Here is a 20,169-nt window from a genome sequence, read left to right as displayed (position 1 = left end):
ACCCGAGAGACTCTCTCGCGGCTTTCCTCCGGGCGCTTCCCTTCGGTCTTGCGTTTCCGACTCTATCAGATCTTTTCTCGACCCGATTTCCTCGGCGCTTTCCAGGTTCCCGCTCTCGCGTTTCCCTTTCCGGCGCTTCCGACTGTACCAGACCTTTTCTCGATCCGATTCCCTGTCGACGGGATTTGCCTCAGGCCTCTTTGCTTTCGCTCGTCGACCTTTAGGCATTCACTACGTTAGCCGATTCCCCTCGGCAACTCATAATCGAGTTCCGCGAGTCCGAATTTCGGGCATGCAGGCACGCCGAATTCGACCCCGCCAGGGGATGTCGTAGGTAGTGGGTTGGCCGCTTCCGGCTGCTGGCGATTGCCATACCCGGTTCAGCGGCTCGGGCTACGTTACGCACCTCATGAGGGCGAGTCAACTTGGGCGGCGCCTCGGCGTGTGGGACCGATAGGGGCTCACCGTCGGGTCGTTGGCGACCCAGAACCGCCACGGGTGCACGCCGCCGTCGCCGGCCACGCCGGTGCGGGGGCCGTTGCGTACCTGGTCGGGGGGCACGGGGGTGCCCGTAAGGATGGTCAAGGGGGAGCCTTCCGGTGCGCAGGCATCCGTGCCGTCCAGGGCTCGGTCCACGTCGAGGGCGGTGGCCAGGCGGGCGGGCCCTTTGGCCAGTTCCTTGTCATTTCGGGCCGATAGTCGACGTTTGCGAGCCAGCTCTGCACCCTCGACGATCTCGCCGGCCCGGAGGAGGACCGCGCTCGCCCGCCCCTCGGGGCCACAGGCGAGGTACATACAGAACCACATGGCGTAGGTAACCCACTGAGCATGTATGTCGCGCCAGGCTCAGCCCGACCCCGAGGGGCGAGGAGTCCAAGGGAGGGAACCTGACGCAACAGGTCGAACTGAGCCAGGCGCTGTGCGACCGGAACGGCTGGACGGTTGTTGAGGTCATCACGGAGAAGGACTCTTCGGCGTCGAAGTTCCGCGTCGTTGAGGGCCGCAAGGTGTCGGCTCGCGGCCAAGGCTGGAGGCGCGTGGTCGAGCTGGTTCGGACGGGTACGGCTGATGTCGTCGTAGCCAGGCACTACGACCGCCTCTACCGCACGACGCGAGACCTGGTCGAGTTGGTGGACCTGGCCGAGGAGACCGGCGTTCATCTGGCCGCCGCACAGGCTCAGGGAGTCCTGGACTTGGCAACTCCTTCGGGTCGTCTAGCTGCGCGCATCGGCGCTGCGGTGGCCGAGAACGAGACCGAGATGCGAGTAGAGCGTCAGGTGCTCGGCCATCAGCGCCGCAGGGAGTCGGGCAGGCCCTTTTGGAGCACTCGCCCCTTCGGCTTTGAGCGGGACGGCACACATCGCGAGGAGGAGGCGGAAGCCCTGAGGCAGGCGTACCGGGATGTCCTGGCCGATGTCTCCCTGTGGTCCATCGCGAAGGACTGGAACGCTCGCGAGCTGCTCTCGCCGCACGGCAAGGAATGGCGTAGCTCGAACCTCCGGGGCGTCCTCTTGAAGCCGAGGAACGCGGGCATCCAGACGTACTCCCAGTGGGTCGAGAAGCCGGATGGAAGACGCGTACGGGTGACCGAGGAGACCGGCACAGGCAACTGGAAGGCGATCGTCTCCGAGGGCATGTTCCGGGCCCTGGCGCGCTACCTGAGCGACCCTGAGCGCAACACGGGCGGCGGAGGGAAGCGCAAGGCTCTGTTGTCCGGCGTGGTCCGCTGCTCGAAGTGTCAGGCCGTCGTTACGCAGGGATGGAGCCGGAAGGACGCGGCAGGCGAGCGGTATCGCATCTACACCTGTTCGGGTGGCCGGTGCATCACATGCCCAGCAGACCCGCTTGACTCCTACGTGGTCCGGCAGGTCATCTCCCGGGCCGAGGAGTGGAACCAGGCTCCGGCCGCTGATGCCGCAGACGAGGAGCGCGAGGCCGAGCTACTGGCCGAGGAGGTGGCCACATCCGAAAGACGTACCGCCCTGGCGGAGATGTTCGCCGTAGGGGACATCGACGCATCGACCATGCGTGCAGGCATCGGCAGGTGTGATGCCGGCCTGGGGAAGATCCGGACCGAGCTGGCGGACCTGGCAGCCAAGCGGGTGCGGGTAGATCTGGGGGACGTCGAGTACCTGTGGGAGGAGTTGGACTACGAAGACCCCGACCGGATCGACTACGTGCGGACGGTTGTCATGCAGGTCTGCGAACTCGTCGAGCTGATGCCGAGAGGTCGAGGAGTCCGAGGGTTCAAGTCGGACCACTGCCGGATCACCTTCCGGAACCCGTGAGCGATGCGTGACGGCCGGCTGAGGACGATAGCCAACGACAGGGGCGCCCTACGAGGCGCCCTGCGTCGTCTTCGCTCCCGCCTCCCGAGCCCGCGCCGGGGTGCGACATCTGCTCCGCGCTGGTCAAGCAACGGCAGGCAGCGCGTGACAGGGGTGATCTGTCGGCGGCTACGGACGCTGATGTGGAGATTCGCAGCCACCCGCACCGGACACGGGGGCATCGATGACTCGCGCTGTTCTGCGCTACGTCAGACACCGGATCACGCAGCACCCGGACACTGATGTGACCTTCGAGGCGGAGTGCCTTCACTGCAAGTGGACGGCGCAGCCGTCGACTTGCAGTGCGGCGGTCGACGTGGAGTGCCGCACTGCAAGTGGACGGCGCAGCCGTCGACTTGCAGTGCGGCGGTCGACGTGGAGTGCCGTTTTCGCTGCGCCTGACTCGTCTCGCCGGTCGTCTCATAAACCATCGTCTGTGGAACGGGTGCTCTGCCTCCCGACTCACCTCACGCTGCGTGTGCGCCCCCGGCCGGGGAGGCGCACACAAGGAGTGGACCTGCCGCCTTGCTCCATGACTCGCCCCTTACGAGAGCGGCTACCCCCTCAGTGCGCAGAGACTCGATCACGGGCGCGAGGAAGTCCGTCCGCCAGTGCTGCACGGCTTCCGGCTGCATGCCGCTTGTGTCGACCACGGCCCCCACCTTGGCTTCGAGGATGGCCGCGCCCTCTGCCGTGTCGTCCCCGGTCCACTCGTCTACATGCTGGGCTAGCAGTGCCCATGTCAGCTTGATCATGGGCCGGATCGTACGGCCAGCGGCGGACGGCTGGGAGTGGGTGAAGGGGGGTGGGGCTATGACCCTTTTGGCGACGGCTTCTGGGCCGCAGCGTCTTAGCAGCTCGGATTCTGCCACGGTTCCAGGGTCGACGCGGAGGCGGATTCACCCCAACTTACCTGGGTTTACTGCCAGGTGAAGTGACACCAAGTGTACGATTTTGATGTCAAGCACCGCCCGTGACGCGGTCGCTGGGGCCAGGGGCGCTCGCGAGGCTCGCCATGCCTTGCTGCGTCACTACGCCCTTGCATCCAACCAGTACAACTAACTACAGATCGTCACGGGCCGCCCGAGCACCACGCGGCGCTCCCCGAGCGGGGGTTGCCCACCGGGCCCGTGCCTCCTCTGGCCCGATAGGTAGGAGGCCAGCGACAGGTTCAGGCACAAGAGCTCGGCCAGGGCTCTCTGAAACGAAAGGATCACGTGCTAATGGCGAGCGCACTCGCTCCGTGAGGCACGGACTGCCGATCACACTGGGCACTGGAGCCGCGTCAGTGTCGATCGCAGTCCATCCGTGGGCAGGAGTCGCCGCGCTCCTCGTCGTACTTGTCGTACTCGGGGGGATCTTCCTGCCGGCCGTTTGGTCGCGTAGCCCCGAGCGGCGGCGAGACGCCAGGCGCCTAGCTGAACTCATCCTCCGACTCCCAGCACGGAGGCGTTGATGAGAGGCGAGGTCCCCCGAGCCCCACCAGTAGAGTGATAGACGCAAAGGGCGGTGCTCAACGGCGCCGCCTTTTGCCGCGCTCAGATCGCAAGCAAATGCGGCGTCTTGACGAAGGGGCGGCCTACGGCCGCCATAGCCGCTTGTCGTCTTCGCTCTATGGCCGCCCTCCGGGCGGCTCTGCTTCTTCCGCCGCTGCTTCAAGGCGTGCTACCTCCTCCCCTACTCGGAAGCCATACGCGAGGGCCGAGAGCCCGAGCCTGCGGTCGACGGCCCCAACTCCCCTGCGCACTGGTGGGGTGAGTACCTCCCAGCCATCCGGCAATGGGAGGACGTGACCGGGGCCGGGCCGCTCCCCCGCCCACGGAGGCGGGACGTAAGGGCGGTCCCCGCGTGATTGTCGAGTGGGTCGAATGGCTGATGGGCCTCCCCCTCGGACACGTCACCGCGATCCCCGGCCTGACGCGCGGACAACAGCTTCAGATCCTCGGAAACGGTGTCGTCCCGCAACAGGAGACGACCGCGTTCGCGGCACTCCTCGACCTGGGGGTGTGATGCCGAACTGGGCTTCCTCAGACCGGCGCGAGCGCCTGCCGGCGGGTTGGCCGAAGATCCGACTTCGCGTCCTGCGGCGAGACGGTCACCGCTGCACAGCCCGCGATCAGTACGGGCAGCGCTGCAAGGAACTCGCCACAGACGTGGACCACATCGTGCCTGGTGATGACCATCGAGAGACCAACCTTCAAGCACTCTGCGGGTTTCATCACCGGGCCAAACCTCTCGCGAGGGTGCCCTCGCTCTGGCCGCGAAGCGACGACGCAACGACCGCAAGCTCCGCAGGACAGAGGCTCACCCCGGCCTGATGTAGCAGGGCCCACGGATCGTGTCCGTGGGCCCCCACGCTAGGCGCGCTTCTTCTTGAACCAGAACCGGACGCTGAGCCCGGTCAAGCCCATCAAGAAGTACATGACTTCCTGGCTGAAGTTCCACTTGGCCCCAAGGGCCGTGATGGTCAGCAAGCTACCGGTCAAGAGGAACCGAATGCCTTTATCCACAAACTCCGCAACATGTCCGAATCGCTGAGATGAGCGAGCAAGCTCGTGCTCGGCACCATCGATTCGCGCAACGGAGCCCCCTGGCAGCTCAGCGAGGTATCCCTCGTTGGGCCCCACGGGGTGAAGGGTGATCCCTGTTCCCAGGCCAGCCCTGGTCTCATGGGTTGGAACATTTTTAGTTCCCTGCTCTGCCACGAACATGTCGGCTGACATTGGCACTAGTGAGCGGGAACGGCCGTTGGTATCCATTTCTGAGCCTCTCTTCAGATCCTCCTGTTAGGTCGCAGCACGGCCCCTCACGGGGATCGGTCCCACACGAGTTAGCACGGTGACATTTCGTCAGACATGCTTGGCAGAACGCGACTTGCCAATAGTAGAGGCGCCCCGCAGTGGAGGTGAGAGGTTGTGCCCGGACCTGTACCGAATCGCGAGACCGATCTCGCCCGCCCGCGCGAGCGCAAGGGCAGCGATGTCCAGCCGGTGACGCGAGGCGTCGCCCGCCCTACGAAGATTCCGAACGGCGACCGCAACTGGCACCCGATCGCGAAGCGCCTGTGGGACTCCCTGAAGGAGTCCGGGCAGGCCGACTTCTACCAGGCGAGTGACTGGGCCCTGGCCTACTCGCTGTGCGAAGCCCTCTCCTTCTACAAGAAGTCGGGGAAGCGATCGGGTCAGATGCTCCAGACCATTTACAGCGCTTCGAGCGGCTCCCCTCGTCGCCGAGGGCGACCGGCGCCGTGTGCGTATCGAACTGCACGAGCCTGAGCCCGAGGTGCAGTCCGCGGCTGTCCTCGCCATCGCCGACTACAAGGAGCTGGGGCTCGCTGTCAGTGGTGAGGGATAACGTCCTGCCCATGCTGATGCCCGCTCCTACATGCGCCGTTGCGACGTGCCCCACCCCGCCCTACAGGAGGGGCTACTGCAACAGGCACTATCAACGGCTGCGCAAGTTCGGTTCCGTTGACGCGACCTTGCTCCATGATGTGGACTTGGCGGCTGCACGAGTGTGTAGAAACTGCGGGATCGACATCGCTCACAAGCGAAGCAACGCCGTGTACTGCTCGCGCTCTTGCAAGAGTGGCGGCGCACATCAGCGCTTGCGGGCCACGCCCGAGGGGAAGGCTGCGGAGAAGATCCGCAACGTCGGCCGGTACGTCCAAGAGGCGAAGCGGCGCAGGGCGGGCGCCATCGACTACTACGAGCGCAACCGCGAGCTGCGCTTGGAGTATGCCCGCGAGTGGCGGGCTCAGAACCCTCACCGTAGACGGGCGGCAGCCGACCGGCGTGCCGAGCTGATGGTTACGAACCCCGGATTCTGCCCGTTCGATGCCGCCGAGTGGGAAGCGCTGAAGCGACGCCATGGCTACCGATGCGCGTACTGCGGGGTCCGTCCCGAAGACCCGCTGGAGAAAGACCACGTCGTGCCGCTCACTAAGGGTGGGCGGCACGCGATAGCCAACATCCTCCCCGCCTGCGGCCCGTGCAACCGCAGTAAGAACGACGCGTTCCTCGCGGTGTGGAGGAGGCGGAAGCAAGCCAGGTGAGGAGGTGAGTCCCATCTCAACCCTGACCACTGAGGAGATCGACGCCCTAGAGCCGACGTTCTTCGGACCGACCTGGGCGAAGGACACCTTCGGGCAGTGGAAGCTCCCGCAGCGCACGCTCGGCTGGCAGATTGCCGGCTGGTGCGCGGAGTATCTGAAGTCCGAAAATGGCGGGCCGTGGAAGTTCACCCGTGAGCAACTCCGCTTCGTCCTCTGGTGGTACGCCGTTGACGACACCGGCCGGTTTATCTACCGGAAGGGCGTTCTTCAACGGCTGAAGGGTTGGGGCATACCCCGGTAAGGATCCACTCCTGGCGGTCGTCTCCCTCGTCGAGTTCGTTGGGCCGTCGCGCTTCTCCCACTGGGCGGACGGGCAGCCGGTAGGCGTCCCACACCCGCAGGCGTGGATGCAGATCGCAGCCGTCTCGCGCGACCAGACGCGTAACACGATGACGCTTATGCCGTCCCTGATGTCGGACAAGCTGATCGAGACGTACGGCATCAAGGCCGGGACCGAACTGATCCGTGCGAACGGGGGCCGGCAGAGACTGGACCGCAGCGTGGTGAACACCTACGTGGGTTTCCGCGGCGTGCCTGACGTGCTGGTCGGCTGGAACGCGACGAACGAGAAGGAGATCGTCTCCACTCAGGAGCTTCGTTCGCGGCATCAAGCTGACGCTCGACGGCAAGTCCGACTACCCGGCGGCCGGTAGCGAGCTGGCCACCATCACCGGCGTCTCCGACGCGAAGGTGTGGACCCCGTCCGGCACGAAGCCTGAGACCGACCCGGCCAACGCCTGATGAGACGGCGGGCCGCGTGACCTGGGGCAGACCGGGAGCGCGGCCCGCCGTCCTGGGAGGAGCTCTTACTGGGCAGCCCGCACGTTCAAGGCGTAACAAGCACCCTCGCTGTTGCCGTACTTCGTCGGGTTCATCGGGAAACTGATCGTCTTGGAGTCCTGTGGTGCGAGGGTGAATCTCGATGGGCTGCCGTCCTGGCCCTCAAGGGTCACGCCGTCGACCTGTGCCGAAAAGGTCTCCGCATCATCACCGTTGTTCACAAACTGGATCTGCGCGACTCGGGCAAGGCTTTGGGCCTGGACTCGGTCTCGTGTAGTCGGAGCGACGGCGGCGACCTGGCCGACAAAATTTACACGAAGGAGGGAGGGCCCCGCTGGGGAGCCCTCCCGTGCTGTGCGGTTCTTTTCTTACCGGTCGCTGTGGATAGCGGTCATCTTCTGAATGTGGTCGGTGAAGTCGCGGGGAAGACCATCACGGCACGCCCCAGCGGGACGATGATCCGTCCCCTGTCGAGAGTCGTAAGCGGTCGGCCGTTGATGTATCCGGTCGGCTGTTCTTCGTTATGCACGGTGACCGTGAGCCTGGCGGTGCGGAAGAACGCCCCAAGGGGGTCATCCCCCACCCCTCCGGCCCGAGTCGGCACCCGTCGACAGTCACCCGACCGGCCAGAAACGCGTCACGCGCCACGCTCGCGTGCGATCACGCATCTTCGGGCCTTAACCCCGCGCCAACTCACCGGCAAGCCGCGAGCGAGGCGCACAGCGGCTCAGGCTCCGGCGGACGGCTTGGCTCTCGGGCTCAGTCGGTACGCCGAAACCGTTGGATCACCGGCGAGGTAGAAGCGGTGCTGCCAGTCGTGGGCTCTGCTCACGCCTACCCGAGGACCGACCCGGATGACTGCGGCGGGTACTGGCTCACCCTCGGACAGCGTGACCGAGGCGCCTGCCAGTAGGTCTGTGCCGTTGTGCTCTGCCGTGATGCCGAGCGCTTGGCAGAAGTTCCCCGGCCCCCGCGCGAGACGTGGAGTCTCGGCCTTGCCCCCTCGCCGCTTGCGTGCCAGGTCTTCCCCTTCGATGACCCTGCCTGCCCGGATGAGGACGGCTGAAGCGATGCCGTCTGCCCCGGTGACGATGTTGGCGCACCAGTGGAGACCGTGAGACCGGTAGACGTACAGGTGTCCTGCGGGTCCGAACATGACGGCGTTTCGGGGTGTCCTGCCTCGGTAGGCGTGCGAGGCGGGGTCGGCCGCACCTGAGTACGCCTCGGTCTCCGTGATGGTGATGCTCACGGTGCCCTCGGGGGTCTCGTGGGTGAGGATGGCGCCGAGCAGCTTGGGGGCGACTTCTTCAGCAGGGTGAGCGAGATTCACAACGTTCATGCTGACCGACTTGACATGCCATAGGTGAAGTAGACGTACACGTGTCCTGGCGGACCGAACATCACGTCGTTGCGGGGTGTGCGGCCGCGATAGGCATGGGAGCCGGGGTCGTTCGGGCCGTCGTAGGCCTCGACCTCCGTCAGGCGCAGGGCGATCGGACCGTCCGGGGTGGTGCGTACGAGGGTGCGGCCGAGGAGGTCGGGGGCGACTTCCAGTACAGGCCGGTCGAAGAAGTCCCTGGGGAGGGGCGTACGGTCGAGGGTCGCGATCATGCCCTCCGAGCGTAGTGCAGACGGGTGGGTGCGACGGGGTGGTCAGGGAGCGTTCGCCTTGCCAGGGTGTGGGGCGCGGAACCGGTCACGGCCGGATCGCGTTTGTAGGGATCAAGGGTCCACTCGTAAAAGGAGAGTCATGGCGTTCAAGAAGCTGCTCGCGAGTCTGGGGGCCGGCGGGGCTTCGGTCGAGACGGTACTGACCGAGGTCAACGTCGTTCCGGGCGGCGTCGTCCAGGGTGAGGTGCGGATCCAGGGCGGGTCCGTCGCCCAGCAGATCGAGGGGCTGTCGGTCGGGCTGCAGGCCAAGGTCGAGATCGAGAGCGGCGACCAGGAGTACAAGCAGGACATCGAGTTCACCAAGGTGCGGCTCGGCGGGGCCTTCGAGCTCCAGGCGGGGGCCGTGCACGCAGTGCCGTTCGGGCTCGAGATCCCGTGGGAGACGCCGATCACGATGATCGACGGGCAGGCGCTGCGCGGGATGAACATCGGGGTGACGACCGAGTTGGAGATCGCGCGGGCCGTGGACTCCGGTGACCTGGACCCGATCAACGTGCACCCGATCCCGGCGCAGAAGGCGATCCTGGACGCGTTCATCCAGCTCGGCTTCCGGTTCAAGAACGCGGACATGGAACGCGGCCACATCCGGGGTACGCGGCAGAAGCTGCCGTTCTACCAGGAGATCGAGTTCTTCCCGCCGTCGCAGTACCGGGGCCTGAACCAGGTCGAGCTGAGCTTCGTGGCCGATGAGCACGCGATGGACGTCATCCTGGAGATGGACAAGAAGCCGGGGCTCTTCAGCGAGGGCAGCGACACCTTCCGGTCGTTCCAGGTGGGTCTGAACGACTACCACGGGACCGATTGGGCGGCTTACCTCAACCAGTGGCTGTCCGAGGTCGGCAGCAAGCGGAACTGGTTCTAGGCTCGGGACCTACTGAAGGAAAACGATCAGGAGGTACCGAGGTGACCGAGCTCAAGCGGCGGCCGCTCCCCCACGACTTCCATCCGCCCGTGCCGTCGTTCACGGTCACGAGTGAGGATGTCCAGGAGGGCGCGACGCTCAAGGACGCTCAGGTCTACGCGGCCGGCAACACCTCGCCGCAGCTGCGGTGGGAGGGCTTCCCGCCCGAGACCAAGAGTTTCGCCGTGACGTGCTACGACCCGGACGCCCCGACGGGCAGCGGGTTCTGGCACTGGACCGTGTTCGACATCCCGGCTTCGGTGACGGAGTTGCCGACGGGTGCGGGCAGCGGCAAGTTCGAGGGGCTTCCCGAGGGTGCCGTTCAGGTGCGCAACGACTACGGCAGCAAGGACTTCGGCGGTGCCGCGCCGCCGCCCGGGGACGGACCGCACCGGTACGTCTTCACGGTGTACGCGGTGGACCAGGAGAAGCTCGGTCCGGACGCGGACGTGTCGCCCGCGGTCGTGGGTTTCAACCTGCGGTTCCACGCGATCGCGCGTGCACAGTTGGTCGGTGAGTACGAGGTGCCCGCCGAAGACTGACGTTCATTGAACGTTTGCCCGCCTCTGGTCTTGGAAGTGATCAGAGGCGGGCATTTTTATTGCGTTGTCCATCTCGGCGTGCCCGGCCAGAGTTGATCCAAGCCCGCCAGGGGGTGGGCCGGTGCGCATGGGAGGTGGGCTGGAATGCGGGACACGCTGGTACTGAACGCCAGTTTCGAGCCGCTGTCGACGGTGACGTTGAATCGAGCCGTCGTTCTGGTGCTGCAGGACAAGGCCATCGTCGAGCAGGCCCACCCCGAACTGCGCATGCGCGGAGCCGCGGTCGACATACCGGCGCCCAGGGTGATCAGGCTGTGCAGGTACGTACGGGTGCCCTTCCGAAGACAAGCTCCCTGGTCGAGGCGGGGCGTTCTGGTAAGGGACCGGCACAGGTGCGCGTACTGCGGCAGGCGGGCGACGACTGTGGACCACGTGGTGCCGAGGGCGCAGGGCGGTAGGGACTCCTGGCTGAACACGGTCGCCTCCTGCGCGGAGGACAATCACCGCAAGGCGGACCGGACTCCGGAGCAGGCGGGTATGCCGCTGCTGCGGCAGCCGTTCGAGCCGACGCCCGCGGACGCGATGCTGCTGTCGCTGGGACACGAGGACTTCGAGGCGCTGCCGGAGTGGCTGGCACAGCCTGCCGCCTAGGCGGTACGTGAGACTGGGGTCCACCTCCGTGAGGAGGTGGACCCCAGTCTCGTATGCGTATGTCGGCCGTCGGTCGGTCAGTCGATGGACGGCTTCTCGCGACGCTCCGTGCCGCCGCCCGAGCCGGAGTTGTTGCCACTGCCGCCCGAACCGCCGCCCATGGCACCGAAGTTGCCCATGGCGCCGGACAGGCCCTTCAGGGCGTCGCCGATCTCGCTGGGCACGATCCAGAGCTTGTTGGCGTCGCCTTCGGCGATCTTGGGGAGCATCTGGAGGTACTGGTACGAGAGGAGCTTCTGGTCCGGGTCTCCGGCGTGGATCGCCTCGAAGACCGTACGGACGGCCTGGGCCTCGCCCTCGGCGCGCAGGGCGGCCGCCTTGGCCTCACCCTCGGCCCGGAGGATCTGGGACTGCTTCTCGCCCTCGGCGGTGAGGATCGCGGCCTGCCGCGTACCTTCGGCGGTGAGGATCGCGGCACGCTTGTCGCGGTCGGCGCGCATCTGCTTCTCCATCGAGTCCTGGATGGAGGTGGGCGGTTCGATCGCCTTGAGCTCGACTCGGTTGACGCGGATGCCCCACTTGCCGGTGGCCTCGTCGAGGACGCCGCGCAGGGCCGCGTTGATCTCCTCGCGGGAGGTCAGGGTCCGCTCCAGGTCCATGCCGCCGATGATGTTGCGGAGCGTGGTGACGGTGAGCTGCTCGATGGCCTGGATGTAGCTGGCGACCTCGTAGGTGGCGGCCCGGGCGTCGGTCACCTGGTAGTAGATGACGGTGTCGATGTTGACGACCAGGTTGTCCTGGGTGATCACCGGCTGCGGCGGGAACGGCACGACTTGTTCGCGCAGGTCGATGCGGTTGCGGATGGTGTCGATGAACGGGACGACGATGTTGAGGCCCGCGTTGAGGGTGCGCGTGTAGCGGCCGAAGCGCTCCACGATGGCCGCGCTCGCCTGTGGGATGACCTGGATCGTCTTGATCAGGGCGATGAAGACCAACACCACCAGAATGATCAAGACGATGATGACCGGTTCCATCGTGCTCCCCGTGCCCTTCTCCGCCTCGGCGCTTTCGGAAGATCTTATGGTTGTCGAAGATCTTGCTGGTCGAGTCTGACAGACCGTCGTGCAACTCGTGGGGTGTTCCGGTCACTTGCGTCGTGCGAGGTCAGATGACGATCGCCGTGGCTCCTTCGATGTCCACGACGTCCACCTCCTGGCCCACTTCGTAGGCGCGGCCGACATCGAGCGAGCGCGCCGACCAGACCTCGCCGGCGAGCTTGATGCGGCCGCCGGAGCCGTCGACTCGCTCCAGGACAAGGGCTTGTTTGCCCTTCAAGGCGTCGATGCCCGTGGCGAGTTGGGGTCGCTGTGAGCGGTGTCTGGCCGCGATGGGGCGTACGACGGCGATGAGGGCGACCGAGACGGCGGCGAAGACGAGAACCTGGACGACGATGTCGAAGCCGAGTCCGGCCATGCCGGCGGCGGCGACGGCGCCCACGGCGAGCATGCCGAACTCCGGCATCGCGGTCACCACGAGCGGGATTCCGAGCGCCACCGCGCCGACGAGCCACCACACCCATGCGTCGATGTCGTTCACAGGGTCATGGTAGGTCCGCGGGTGATGTCGCCGACAGGGTGCCCAACGGGTCGGAGGGCGCTTGTTACCCGTGTTTCCGCGGGGACTTCACGGGTTCAGGCCATCGGCAGGCCCTGCGCGGTCCAGCGGTCGCCGACCTGTTCGACGACGAGCGGGAGGCCGAAGCAGAGGGAGAGGTTGCGGGAGGTGAGCTCGAGCTCCAGCGGGCCCGCGGCGAGGACCTTGCCCTGGCGGATCATGAGGACGTGGGTGAAGCCCGGGGCGATCTCCTCGACGTGGTGCGTGACCATGATCATGGAGGGGGCGATCGGGTCGCGGGCCAGGCGGCCGAGGCGGCGGACCAGGTCCTCGCGGCCGCCGAGGTCGAGGCCGGCGGCGGGCTCGTCGAGGAGCAGCAGCTCGGGGTCGGTCATCAGGGCGCGGGCGATGAGGGTGCGCTTGCGTTCGCCCTCGGAGAGGGTGCCGAACTTCCGGTCGAGGTACTCGCTCATGCCGAGGCGATCGAGGAAGGCGCGGGCGCGCTGCTCGTCGATGTCCTCGTAATCCTCCTGCCAGTGCGCGGTCATGCCGTACGCGGCGGTCAGCACGGTCTCGAGGACGGTCTGGCGCTTGGGGAGCTTGTCGGCCAGGGCGATGCCGGCGATGCCGACGCGCGGGCGCAGCTCGAAGACGTCGGTGCCGGGCTTGCCGAGGGGCTCGCCGAGCACGGAGACGGTGCCCGAGCTGGGGAAGAGGTAGGTGGAGGCGATGTTCAGGAGAGTCGTCTTGCCGGCGCCGTTCGGGCCGAGGATGACCCAGCGCTCGCCCTCCTTGACGGACCAGGAGACCTGGTCGACGAGAGCCCGGCCCTCGCGGACCACGGATACGTCCTGAAGCTCCAGAACATCGCTCATGAGCGCGTTGTCTCCCCTTGCAGTGTGGCCGGTCTCGGCGTCTCGGCTGTCGCGTGCGCCGGTGGGCGCAGCCCTCAAGGAAATCTACGCCACCGGTCGCCCGGTCCATTCCATCGGTCCGGTCCTTAGGGTGGAGGCATGCTCTCGGAACCGCGCTCTGGACGCCTTGCCGCTTGGGGAAACGCCCTTTTTGTCGGACTTATCTCTCCTGACGACGCCGTGCTCGCCATCGTCGGGGAGGACGCCGTGCACCGGGTGGAGGGACTGCCCGGCGAGTCGGCGCCCGTCGGGCTCACGCTCGCCCTGGGGCGGCTGCGGAGGCTGGGCGCGACCGGGCTGCGGGTGGCGCTGCCCGCGCCGGGGCATCCGCTGGGGCTGAGCGGGCCGCCGGAGTTCAATGCGCGGGCGCTGGAGGCCGAGGAGGCGGTGGTCTGCCACGGGGCCGCGCTGGGGCTGGTGCCCGAGGTGTACGAGGCCGGGCCCGACGGTGATGTACATGTCGAGGTGGTGTGGCACTGCCTGCCGGTGCGGGAGGCTCCGCCTGCGGACGTGCCGTCGCTGGGCGAGGCCGAGCGGGAGCTCGCCGAGGCCTTGCGGGAGGCGACGGAGGTCCTTTCCCGGCTGGATGTCGCCGGGTCGGGTCCGGTGGCGGAGGCGGCGCTCGATGCGTACCGGGCGCGGGCCGAGCGGGGGCGGGAGGTGCTGGCACCGGGATACCCACCGCGGGCGGTGCGGGTGCTGGAGCTGGCTCAGCGGGTGGGGCTGTTGGTTTCTCTGGCGTACGAGAACGGGCACGGGGGTGCGGTGAGCGCGTCCGAGATGGGGGCGCGGGGGGCTGCGTTGCGGCCGGTGGAGCGGACGGCTCGGCGGGCGCAGGTCGCGGCGTACAACTCCGTTGTGGAGGAGCGGGAGCGGGGGGTGCGGTGAGGGTCGGCTGAGTCTTTCCCTGCGTTGAGTGAGCGTCCCTGGGTCCCTGCCCCCCCAGACCCCCGTATCGGCCTGAACGGCCTCGTCCTCGAGCGCCGGACGGGCTGACATTGACTGACCTGACCCTGCGTGTGGGCAGGAAACCACACAACGACGAGCCGACCGGCCCCCCAGGAGCGCCTGGGAGGCCGGAGGTCGTTGCCGCTGGACGGCGAGGGTCAGCGGTTGATGCCGAGGTTGCCGAACGCCGGGTTCAGCACACCGATGACGTTCACGCTGTTGCCCACCGCGTTCACGGGGATGTGCACCGGGGCCTGGATGACGTTGCCCGAGACGACGCCGGGCGAGCCCTTGGCCTCGCCGCCGGCCCACGCACCGTCGGTGGCGGAGGCCATGCCGGCCCCGGCGGCGATCAGCCCGCCGGCCACCATCGTCACGGCCGCTGCCTTCTTCAGGTTCTTCACTTCTTAACCCCTCCTAGCGATCGCCGCGGCAGTCGCCGCAGCACGCACTGGAGAACGGCGGAGATGCACGAAGGATGCGCCACCCGGGGGACATTCCCACGACGGTATGAATCTCAGACTGGAGTGGACCTTCCGAGTTGCCGTGGCGAGCGCCTCCGGGGAGGTCGTTTCAGCTGGTCACGCCATGCCGTACGGCCCACAGTGCGGCCTGGGTGCGGTCCGCCAGGTCGAGTTTCATCAGGATGTTCGAGACGTGCGTCTTGACCGTCTTCTCGGACAGGACGAGGGCCCGGGCGATCTCGCGGTTGGACCGGCCGTCCGCTATCAGCCCCAGCACCTCGCGCTCCCGGTCCGTCAGCGAACCGCCCCTTCCCTGAGACGAGTTGGCCTCCTCCTGGGACAGCAGGGCGACCGCGACCTCGGGTTGGAGCAGGATGTGGCCGGCGTGCACGGAGCGGATGGCGGCAGCGAGCGCGTCGGGGTCCACGTCCTTGTAGACGTAGCCGGCGGCGCCCGCGCGCAGGGCCGGGACCACCGTGCGCTGTTCGGTGAAGCTGGTGACGATCAGCACGCGCGCGGGGTTGTTCAGTTCGCGGAGCTTGCGGAGGGCCTCCACGCCGTCCATGCCGGGCATCTTGACGTCCATCAGGACGATGTCGGGTTTCAGTTCCTCGGCGCGGGCGACCCCTTCGGCACCGTCCGCCGCCTCGCCCACGACCTCGATGTCGTCCTGGACCTCCAGGAAGGTGCGCAGGCCCCGGCGGACGACCTGGTGGTCGTCGACGAGCAGCACTCTGATTGCGTCAGCCACCGGGGACCTCCAGCTCGATCGTGGTGCCCTTTCCGGGCGCCGATTCCACCGCCAGGGTGCCGCCGACCCCGCCGGCCCGGTCCCGCATGGAGACCAGGCCCAGGTGGCGTCCCGCCCGGCGTACCGTGTGCGGTTCGAAGCCGCTGCCGTCGTCCGTGACACGCAGGACCGCACCGCAGCCGCGCCGGTCCACCGTCACGTCGACGTGCTCCGCCCCGGAGTGCCGCAGGGCGTTGTGCAGGGCCTCCTGGGCGACCCGCAGCATGGCTTCCTCCTGGGCCGCCGGGAGCGCGCGGAACTTGTGGACGGCGAAGGTCACGCGCGCGGTGTGGGCGCGGTCGAGGACCTGTATCTGGGTGCGGAGCGTGGCGATCAGGCCGTCCTCGTCCAGCGCCGCGGGGCGCAACTCGACGACCGCCGCGCGCAGTTCCTCGGCTGCCTCCGCGGCGAGGGCGGCGACCTGCTGCAACTCGCCCTTGGCACGGGCCGGGTCGCGGTCGACGAGGGCCGCGGCCGCCTGTGCCGTGAGGCGCAACGAGAACAGTTTCTGGCTCACCGCGTCGTGCAGTTCGTGGGCGAGGCGCGAGCGTTCCTCGGCGATCGTCAGTTCGCGGCTGCGCTCGTAGAGGCGGGCGTTCGTCAGGGCGATGGCGGCGTGCTGGGCGAGGATGGAAAGTAGTTCCTCGTCCTCTTCCGTGAAGCCGCAGCCGCCTCCCGGTTCGGGGCTCGGGGGCTGTCCTTCCAGGGGACGCAGCTTGTTGGCGAGGAACAGCGCGCCGATCACCTCGTCGCCGTCGCGGATCGGCAGCCCCAGGAAGTCCGACATGTCGGGGTGGGCGGACGGCCAGCCCTCGAAGCGGGGGTCCTTGCGCACGTCGGCGAGGCGCTCGGGCCTGGCCTCGTGCAGCATCGCGGCGAGGATGCCGTGCTGGCGGGGCAGCGGGCCGATGGCCTTCCACTGCTCGTCACTGACGCCGTCGACCACGAACTGGGCGAAGCCTCCGTGGTCGTCCGGGACGCCGAGCGCGGCGTACTGCGCATCGAGCAGCTCGCGGGCCGAGGCGACGATCGTCTTGAGGACGTCGCGCATCTCGAGGTGCCTGCTCATGGCCAGCAGTGCGGAACTCACGGCGGCGAGGCCGGACCGGGGGCCTTGACTCATGGCCTCCACCGTACCGGCGGGGTACGACAGCGGGATCGGACCTGCGGCGTGGTCGCCTGGGCCGATGGGCCTAGGACTGGCCTAGGTCCGGGGTCCTGGGAACTGCGGCTTAGGGCGAAGGACCCCGCCGTTCTGCGGCTCGCGTCCGAGGCGGTGCGGGTGGCCCGGTTCCTACGTTGGGGGCACCGCCGCTCGGAGGCGGTCAGGGACGAGGAGACGGGGTTGTCATGCCGGTAGCGATCATCACGGGGGCGTCCAAGGGGCTGGGGCGGGCGCTCGCCGAGGCCCTGGCCGTACGTGGCTGGAATCTGGTGCTCGACGCCAGGACGGCCGGGGCCCTCCAGGAGACGGCGGCGGCGCTCGAGGCGTACGGGACCCGTGTGACAGCGCTCCCTGGGGACGTCACGGACGCCGGGCACCGGGCCGAGCTGGTGGCGGCGGCCTGGAAGCTGGGCGGTGTCGATCTGGTGGTGAACAACGCCAGTGCGCTCGGCGCCGAGCCGCTGCTGCGGTTGGAGAAGCTGCCCCTGGAGGGGCTGCGGCGGGCGCTGGAGGTGAACGTGGTGGCCGCGCTGGGAGTGGTCCAGGAGGCGCTGCCGCTGCTGCGGGCCTCGGCGGCGGGCTCGGTGATCGTGGTCAGCTCGGACGCGGCCACCGAGGCGTACGAGACCTGGGGCGGCTACGGGGCCTCCAAGGCGGCCCTGGACCAGCTCGCGGCCGTGCTCGGCGAGGAGGAGCCCGGGCTGCGGGTGTGGGCGGTCGACCCCGGGGACATGGCGACGGACCTGTATGCGGCGGCCGTACCGGACGACGACGATCCGCGGCCGGATCCGGCCGGTGTGGTGCCGGCCTTCCTGCGGCTGCTGGACAAGCGTCCGGCGAGCGGCCGCTACGCGGCTCCCTCGCTGCTGGAGGGGCGGCGATGACGCTGGCGACGGGGGTCCCTCCGCACGAGCGCAGCCGAGGGTGGGGGAAAGTGCCCGAGGGGCTGTCCGCGCGTGTGCCGGTCGAGCAGCGTGGGCCCGGGCTTGATCGGGACGCCGTACGGCTGCTGGTGTCGCGTGGGGTCGAGGTGGCGCACCACGCGTTCGTGGAGTTGCCCCGGCTGCTGCGGGCCGGTGACCTGCTGGTGGTCAACACCTCGTCGACGCTGGCCGCCGCGGTGGACGGGTGGCTCGGGCACGCGCGCGTAGTGGTGCATTTCTCGACGCGCGGCGACGACGGGCGGTGGGCCGTGGAGCTACGGGATCCGGACGGTCTGGGCACCACGCGCGCGCGTACGGGCGGGCCCGCGGGGGCAGAGGTGCGGTTGCCCGGGGGCGTACGGCTGGTTCTGGAGGAGCCGCTGAGTGCACGCGGGGAGCGGTTGTGGTGGGCGCGGGTGTCGGCGCCCGGGGGTCGCGCTGCCCACGGCGCAGAAGCTGCGGCTGCGGCTGCCCACGGCGCCGAGGCCACGACTGCGGCTGCCCATGGCGCCGAGGCCACGGCGGTCCCTGCTGCTGACGCCACGGCGGTCGAGGGCCCCGAGGTCACGGCGGTGCTCCGGCTGCTGCGGGAGCACGGGCGGCCGATCCGCTACTCGTACACCGAGCGGGACCAGCCGCTTTCCGTCTATCAGACGGTGTTCGCGCTGGCGTCCGGCGACGGGTCGGGCAGCGCCGAGATGCCGAGTGCGGCCCGGCCCTTCACCGCGCGGCTGGTGGCGGAGCTGGTGAGCCGGGGTGTGCAGTTCGCGCCGGTCTCGCTGCACACCGGGGTGGCTTCGGCCGAGGCGCACGAGCCACCGTATCCGGAGCGGTTCGCGGTGCCGGAGGCGTCGGCTCGGCTGATCAACGACGTGCGGGCCGAACAAATGAGGCGCGAAGCGCTTCCTTGGCAGGGTGGTGGTGGGAGACGGGCGGGCGGGCGGGTGATCGCGGTCGGTACGACGGCCGTGCGGGCCGTGGAGTCGGCGGCCGGGCCCGACGGGGTGGTGCGGGCGGCCGAGGGCTGGACGGATCTCGTGGTCACGCCCGAGCGCGGGGTGCGGGCGGTGGACGGGCTGCTGACCGGGCTGCACGAGCCGGAGGCCTCGCATCTGCTGATGCTGGAGGCCGTCGCGGGGCGGGCGGCGATCGAGCGCAGTTACGAGGAGGCGCTGCGTGGGCTCTACCTGTGGCACGAGTTCGGGGACGTGCACCTCATCCTCCCCGCGGACGCTGCTCACAAAGAGCATTGCTCCAGCAACTACCGGTGAGAATGCTGTGACTCCGATGTGAGCCCGCACATAGGGCCCACATCACGTACGAAGGGGCATAGGAGACAAAGGTATCCCGCGTGAACGGGGCAGACGACCTAGTCTGTCCCGTTTTGCCCTTCCAGGGTCCACTACCCAGGGTCGTAGGTCACACCTTTGCCTACCGTTTTTGCGGCCGCTAAGAATTGTTCTCGTCGCTCAGCGCCGTGGTTCTCCCCACGGCGTTCGTGCCGAAAGCACCGGTGTCCCCCGTCGGACGGAAGAGCGACCTCCGCGCTATTCGAAGAGGTCTATCTGCCATGCCCAAGAACAACCGCACCCGTGGTCATAGTCGCGCCCTGCCCAAGTCCCACAGGATCGCGATCGCCGGTGTCGCCACCCTCGGCGCCGCCGCCGTCGCCTTCTCCGCGGTTCCGAGCAGCGCGCAGTCGACCACGACGGACGCCGCCTCCTCGGCCCGGGTCGCCTACAGCTCCGCGCAGATCAAGGACGTCAAGGCCAGCGTCACCGACCAGCTCGCCGGTGCCAGCGTGAAGGTCGAGACCATCGCGGCGAAGCAGAAGGCCGCCGCAGCGACCGCAGCGAAGGCCGCCGCCGTGAAGGCCGCCACCGCGAAGAAGGCCGCCGCAGCGACCGCGGCGAAGGCGGCCGCCGCGAAGAAGGCCGAGGTGGCAAGGCAGGCCAAGGAGGCCGTGAGCCGCTCCGCGCAGCGCCCCCAGGTCGTGACCGTCGCCGCGAAGACGTACGCCAACAACCTCGACGGCTGGATCCGGCAGTCCCTGGACATCATGAAGGCCAAGGGCATCCCCGGTAGCTACGAGGGGCTGCACCGCAACATCATGCGGGAGTCCTCGGGCAACCCGTACGCCATCAACAACTGGGACATCAACGCCATCAACGGCATCCCGTCGAAGGGCCTGCTGCAGGTCATCCCGCCGACCTTCAAGGCGTACCACGTCGCCGGCACCTCGTGGAACATCTACGACCCGGTCGCCAACATCACCGCGGCCGCCAACTACGCGGCCGACAAGTACGGCTCGATGGACAACGTCAACAGCGCGTACTGAGGCTGGCGCGGGCCTCGGATCGCATGC

24 protein-coding genes and 2 pseudogenes are annotated in these 20,169 nt (G+C 68.1%); 14 read left to right on the top strand and 12 right to left on the bottom strand.

Annotated features, from left to right (window positions below; translation table 11 throughout):
* Positions 1 to 420 precede the first annotated feature (420 nt).
* A pseudogene (locus ABT114_RS34735) lies at positions 421 to 822 on the bottom strand (DNA-3-methyladenine glycosylase); the annotation flags it as partial.
* Positions 823 to 887: 65 nt separating this feature from the next.
* Between ABT114_RS34735 and ABT114_RS34730 the strand changes: the two are divergent.
* Positions 888 to 2,288, top strand: coding sequence for a recombinase family protein (locus ABT114_RS34730; protein ID WP_351146917.1), 1,401 nt, complete (start codon positions 888 to 890; stop codon positions 2,286 to 2,288).
* A gap of 506 nt (positions 2,289 to 2,794) precedes the next feature.
* On the opposite strand, the gene ABT114_RS34725 is transcribed toward ABT114_RS34730, so the two are convergent.
* The gene (locus tag ABT114_RS34725; protein WP_351146907.1) at positions 2,795 to 3,082 is read right to left on the bottom strand and encodes a hypothetical protein; all 288 of its coding nucleotides are present in this window, start codon (positions 3,080 to 3,082) and stop codon (positions 2,795 to 2,797) included.
* 1,093 nt (positions 3,083 to 4,175) lie between these two features.
* Between ABT114_RS34725 and ABT114_RS34720 the strand changes: the two genes are divergently transcribed.
* Positions 4,176 to 4,337 carry a hypothetical protein gene (locus ABT114_RS34720; protein WP_351146906.1) on the top strand — a complete coding sequence of 54 codons (162 nt, stop codon included), beginning with the start codon at positions 4,176 to 4,178 and terminating at the stop codon, positions 4,335 to 4,337.
* A 17-nt stretch (positions 4,338 to 4,354) separates the two neighbouring features.
* Here the strand turns inward: ABT114_RS34720 and ABT114_RS34715 are convergent, their stop codons facing one another.
* Complete coding sequence (locus ABT114_RS34715; RefSeq protein ID WP_351146905.1) at positions 4,355 to 4,510, bottom strand: hypothetical protein; 156 nt, start codon at positions 4,508 to 4,510, stop codon at positions 4,355 to 4,357.
* Positions 4,511 to 4,684: 174 nt separating this feature from the next.
* Positions 4,685 to 4,954 carry a hypothetical protein gene (locus ABT114_RS34710; protein WP_351146904.1) on the bottom strand — a complete coding sequence of 90 codons (270 nt, stop codon included), beginning with the start codon at positions 4,952 to 4,954 and terminating at the stop codon, positions 4,685 to 4,687.
* Positions 4,955 to 5,242: 288 nt separating this feature from the next.
* Between ABT114_RS34710 and ABT114_RS34705 the strand changes: the two genes are divergently transcribed.
* From ABT114_RS34705 to ABT114_RS34690, 5 genes are all read left to right on the top strand, one after another.
* The gene (locus ABT114_RS34705; protein ID WP_351146903.1) at positions 5,243 to 5,602 is read left to right on the top strand and encodes a phage terminase small subunit; all 360 of its coding nucleotides are present in this window, start codon (positions 5,243 to 5,245) and stop codon (positions 5,600 to 5,602) included.
* Positions 5,577 to 5,681, top strand: a complete 105-nt coding sequence (locus ABT114_RS50705; RefSeq protein ID WP_502988440.1) for a hypothetical protein — start codon at positions 5,577 to 5,579, stop codon at positions 5,679 to 5,681. Before ABT114_RS34705 ends, ABT114_RS50705 begins: the two co-directional genes overlap by 26 nt.
* 10 nt (positions 5,682 to 5,691) lie before the next feature.
* Entirely contained in the window at positions 5,692 to 6,381 is a 690-nt protein-coding gene (locus ABT114_RS34700) for an HNH endonuclease (protein ID WP_351146902.1), read from the top strand.
* A 4-nt stretch (positions 6,382 to 6,385) separates the two neighbouring features.
* Entirely contained in the window at positions 6,386 to 6,682 is a 297-nt protein-coding gene (locus tag ABT114_RS34695) for a hypothetical protein (protein WP_351146901.1), read from the top strand.
* Between the two features lie 106 nt (positions 6,683 to 6,788).
* Positions 6,789 to 7,094 (top strand): hypothetical protein, encoded by a 306-nt coding sequence (locus tag ABT114_RS34690; protein WP_351146900.1) that lies wholly within the window; start codon positions 6,789 to 6,791, stop codon positions 7,092 to 7,094.
* An 854-nt stretch (positions 7,095 to 7,948) separates the two neighbouring features.
* Here the strand turns inward: ABT114_RS34690 and ABT114_RS34685 are convergent.
* Both ABT114_RS34685 and ABT114_RS34680 read right to left on the bottom strand, forming a co-directional pair.
* On the bottom strand, positions 7,949 to 8,560 hold the full coding sequence (locus ABT114_RS34685; protein ID WP_351146899.1) for a DNA-3-methyladenine glycosylase: 612 nt from the start codon (positions 8,558 to 8,560) through the stop codon (positions 7,949 to 7,951).
* 14 nt (positions 8,561 to 8,574) lie between these two features.
* A pseudogene (locus ABT114_RS34680) lies at positions 8,575 to 8,832 on the bottom strand (DNA-3-methyladenine glycosylase); the annotation flags it as partial.
* Between the two features lie 139 nt (positions 8,833 to 8,971).
* Here ABT114_RS34680 and ABT114_RS34675 point away from each other — a divergent pair.
* From ABT114_RS34675 to ABT114_RS34665, 3 genes are all read left to right on the top strand, one after another.
* Positions 8,972 to 9,754 (top strand): sporulation protein, encoded by a 783-nt coding sequence (locus ABT114_RS34675; protein ID WP_351146898.1) that lies wholly within the window; start codon positions 8,972 to 8,974, stop codon positions 9,752 to 9,754.
* Positions 9,755 to 9,795: 41 nt separating this feature from the next.
* Positions 9,796 to 10,335 (top strand): YbhB/YbcL family Raf kinase inhibitor-like protein, encoded by a 540-nt coding sequence (locus tag ABT114_RS34670; protein ID WP_351146897.1) that lies wholly within the window; start codon positions 9,796 to 9,798, stop codon positions 10,333 to 10,335.
* A gap of 144 nt (positions 10,336 to 10,479) precedes the next feature.
* Complete coding sequence (locus ABT114_RS34665) at positions 10,480 to 10,986, top strand: HNH endonuclease (protein WP_351146896.1); 507 nt, start codon at positions 10,480 to 10,482, stop codon at positions 10,984 to 10,986.
* Between the two features lie 77 nt (positions 10,987 to 11,063).
* Here ABT114_RS34665 and ABT114_RS34660 read toward each other — a convergent pair whose 3' ends face one another.
* From ABT114_RS34660 to ABT114_RS34650, 3 genes are all read right to left on the bottom strand, one after another.
* A complete protein-coding gene (locus tag ABT114_RS34660; protein WP_351146895.1) occupies positions 11,064 to 12,020 on the bottom strand; it encodes an SPFH domain-containing protein in 957 nt (318 codons plus the stop codon).
* 130 nt (positions 12,021 to 12,150) lie between these two features.
* Positions 12,151 to 12,582, bottom strand: coding sequence for an NfeD family protein (locus tag ABT114_RS34655; protein WP_351146894.1), 432 nt, complete (start codon positions 12,580 to 12,582; stop codon positions 12,151 to 12,153).
* A 95-nt stretch (positions 12,583 to 12,677) separates the two neighbouring features.
* Positions 12,678 to 13,475 (bottom strand): ABC transporter ATP-binding protein, encoded by a 798-nt coding sequence (locus ABT114_RS34650; RefSeq protein WP_351146893.1) that lies wholly within the window; start codon positions 13,473 to 13,475, stop codon positions 12,678 to 12,680.
* Between the two features lie 138 nt (positions 13,476 to 13,613).
* Between ABT114_RS34650 and ABT114_RS34645 the strand changes: the two genes are divergently transcribed.
* Positions 13,614 to 14,402: an Rv1486c family protein gene (locus ABT114_RS34645; protein WP_351146892.1), complete on the top strand. Its 789-nt coding sequence runs from the start codon at positions 13,614 to 13,616 to the stop codon at positions 14,400 to 14,402.
* Between the two features lie 218 nt (positions 14,403 to 14,620).
* Here the strand turns inward: ABT114_RS34645 and chpE are convergent, their stop codons facing one another.
* The 3 genes from chpE to ABT114_RS34630 all read right to left on the bottom strand — a co-directional run bounded on the left by chpE (position 14,621) and on the right by ABT114_RS34630 (position 16,839).
* Positions 14,621 to 14,866 (bottom strand): chaplin ChpE, encoded by a 246-nt coding sequence (gene chpE, locus ABT114_RS34640; RefSeq protein WP_351146891.1) that lies wholly within the window; start codon positions 14,864 to 14,866, stop codon positions 14,621 to 14,623.
* Positions 14,867 to 15,035: 169 nt separating this feature from the next.
* The gene (locus ABT114_RS34635; RefSeq protein ID WP_351146890.1) at positions 15,036 to 15,677 is read right to left on the bottom strand and encodes a response regulator; all 642 of its coding nucleotides are present in this window, start codon (positions 15,675 to 15,677) and stop codon (positions 15,036 to 15,038) included.
* Positions 15,670 to 16,839: a GAF domain-containing sensor histidine kinase gene (locus tag ABT114_RS34630; RefSeq protein ID WP_351146889.1), complete on the bottom strand. Its 1,170-nt coding sequence runs from the start codon at positions 16,837 to 16,839 to the stop codon at positions 15,670 to 15,672. The genes ABT114_RS34635 and ABT114_RS34630 overlap by 8 nt, the downstream gene beginning before the upstream one ends.
* Positions 16,840 to 17,066: 227 nt before the next feature.
* On the opposite strand from ABT114_RS34630, the gene ABT114_RS34625 reads away from it, so the two are divergent.
* The 3 genes from ABT114_RS34625 (at position 17,067) to ABT114_RS34615 (ending at position 20,142) form a co-directional block, all read left to right on the top strand.
* Entirely contained in the window at positions 17,067 to 17,765 is a 699-nt protein-coding gene (locus tag ABT114_RS34625) for an SDR family NAD(P)-dependent oxidoreductase (protein WP_351146888.1), read from the top strand.
* Positions 17,762 to 19,075, top strand: coding sequence for an S-adenosylmethionine:tRNA ribosyltransferase-isomerase (locus tag ABT114_RS34620; protein WP_351146887.1), 1,314 nt, complete (start codon positions 17,762 to 17,764; stop codon positions 19,073 to 19,075). The genes ABT114_RS34625 and ABT114_RS34620 overlap by 4 nt, the downstream gene beginning before the upstream one ends.
* Before the next feature lie 299 nt (positions 19,076 to 19,374).
* Positions 19,375 to 20,142, top strand: a complete 768-nt coding sequence (locus tag ABT114_RS34615) for a transglycosylase SLT domain-containing protein (protein WP_351146886.1) — start codon at positions 19,375 to 19,377, stop codon at positions 20,140 to 20,142.
* Positions 20,143 to 20,169 lie beyond the last annotated feature (27 nt).

This window comes from Streptomyces sp. NPDC002088, from assembly GCF_040296605.1.
Lineage (GTDB): Bacteria > Actinomycetota > Actinomycetes > Streptomycetales > Streptomycetaceae > Streptomyces.
The sequence above is the reverse complement of the archived record's forward strand: the minus strand, read 5'-3'. Positions and strand labels throughout refer to the sequence as shown.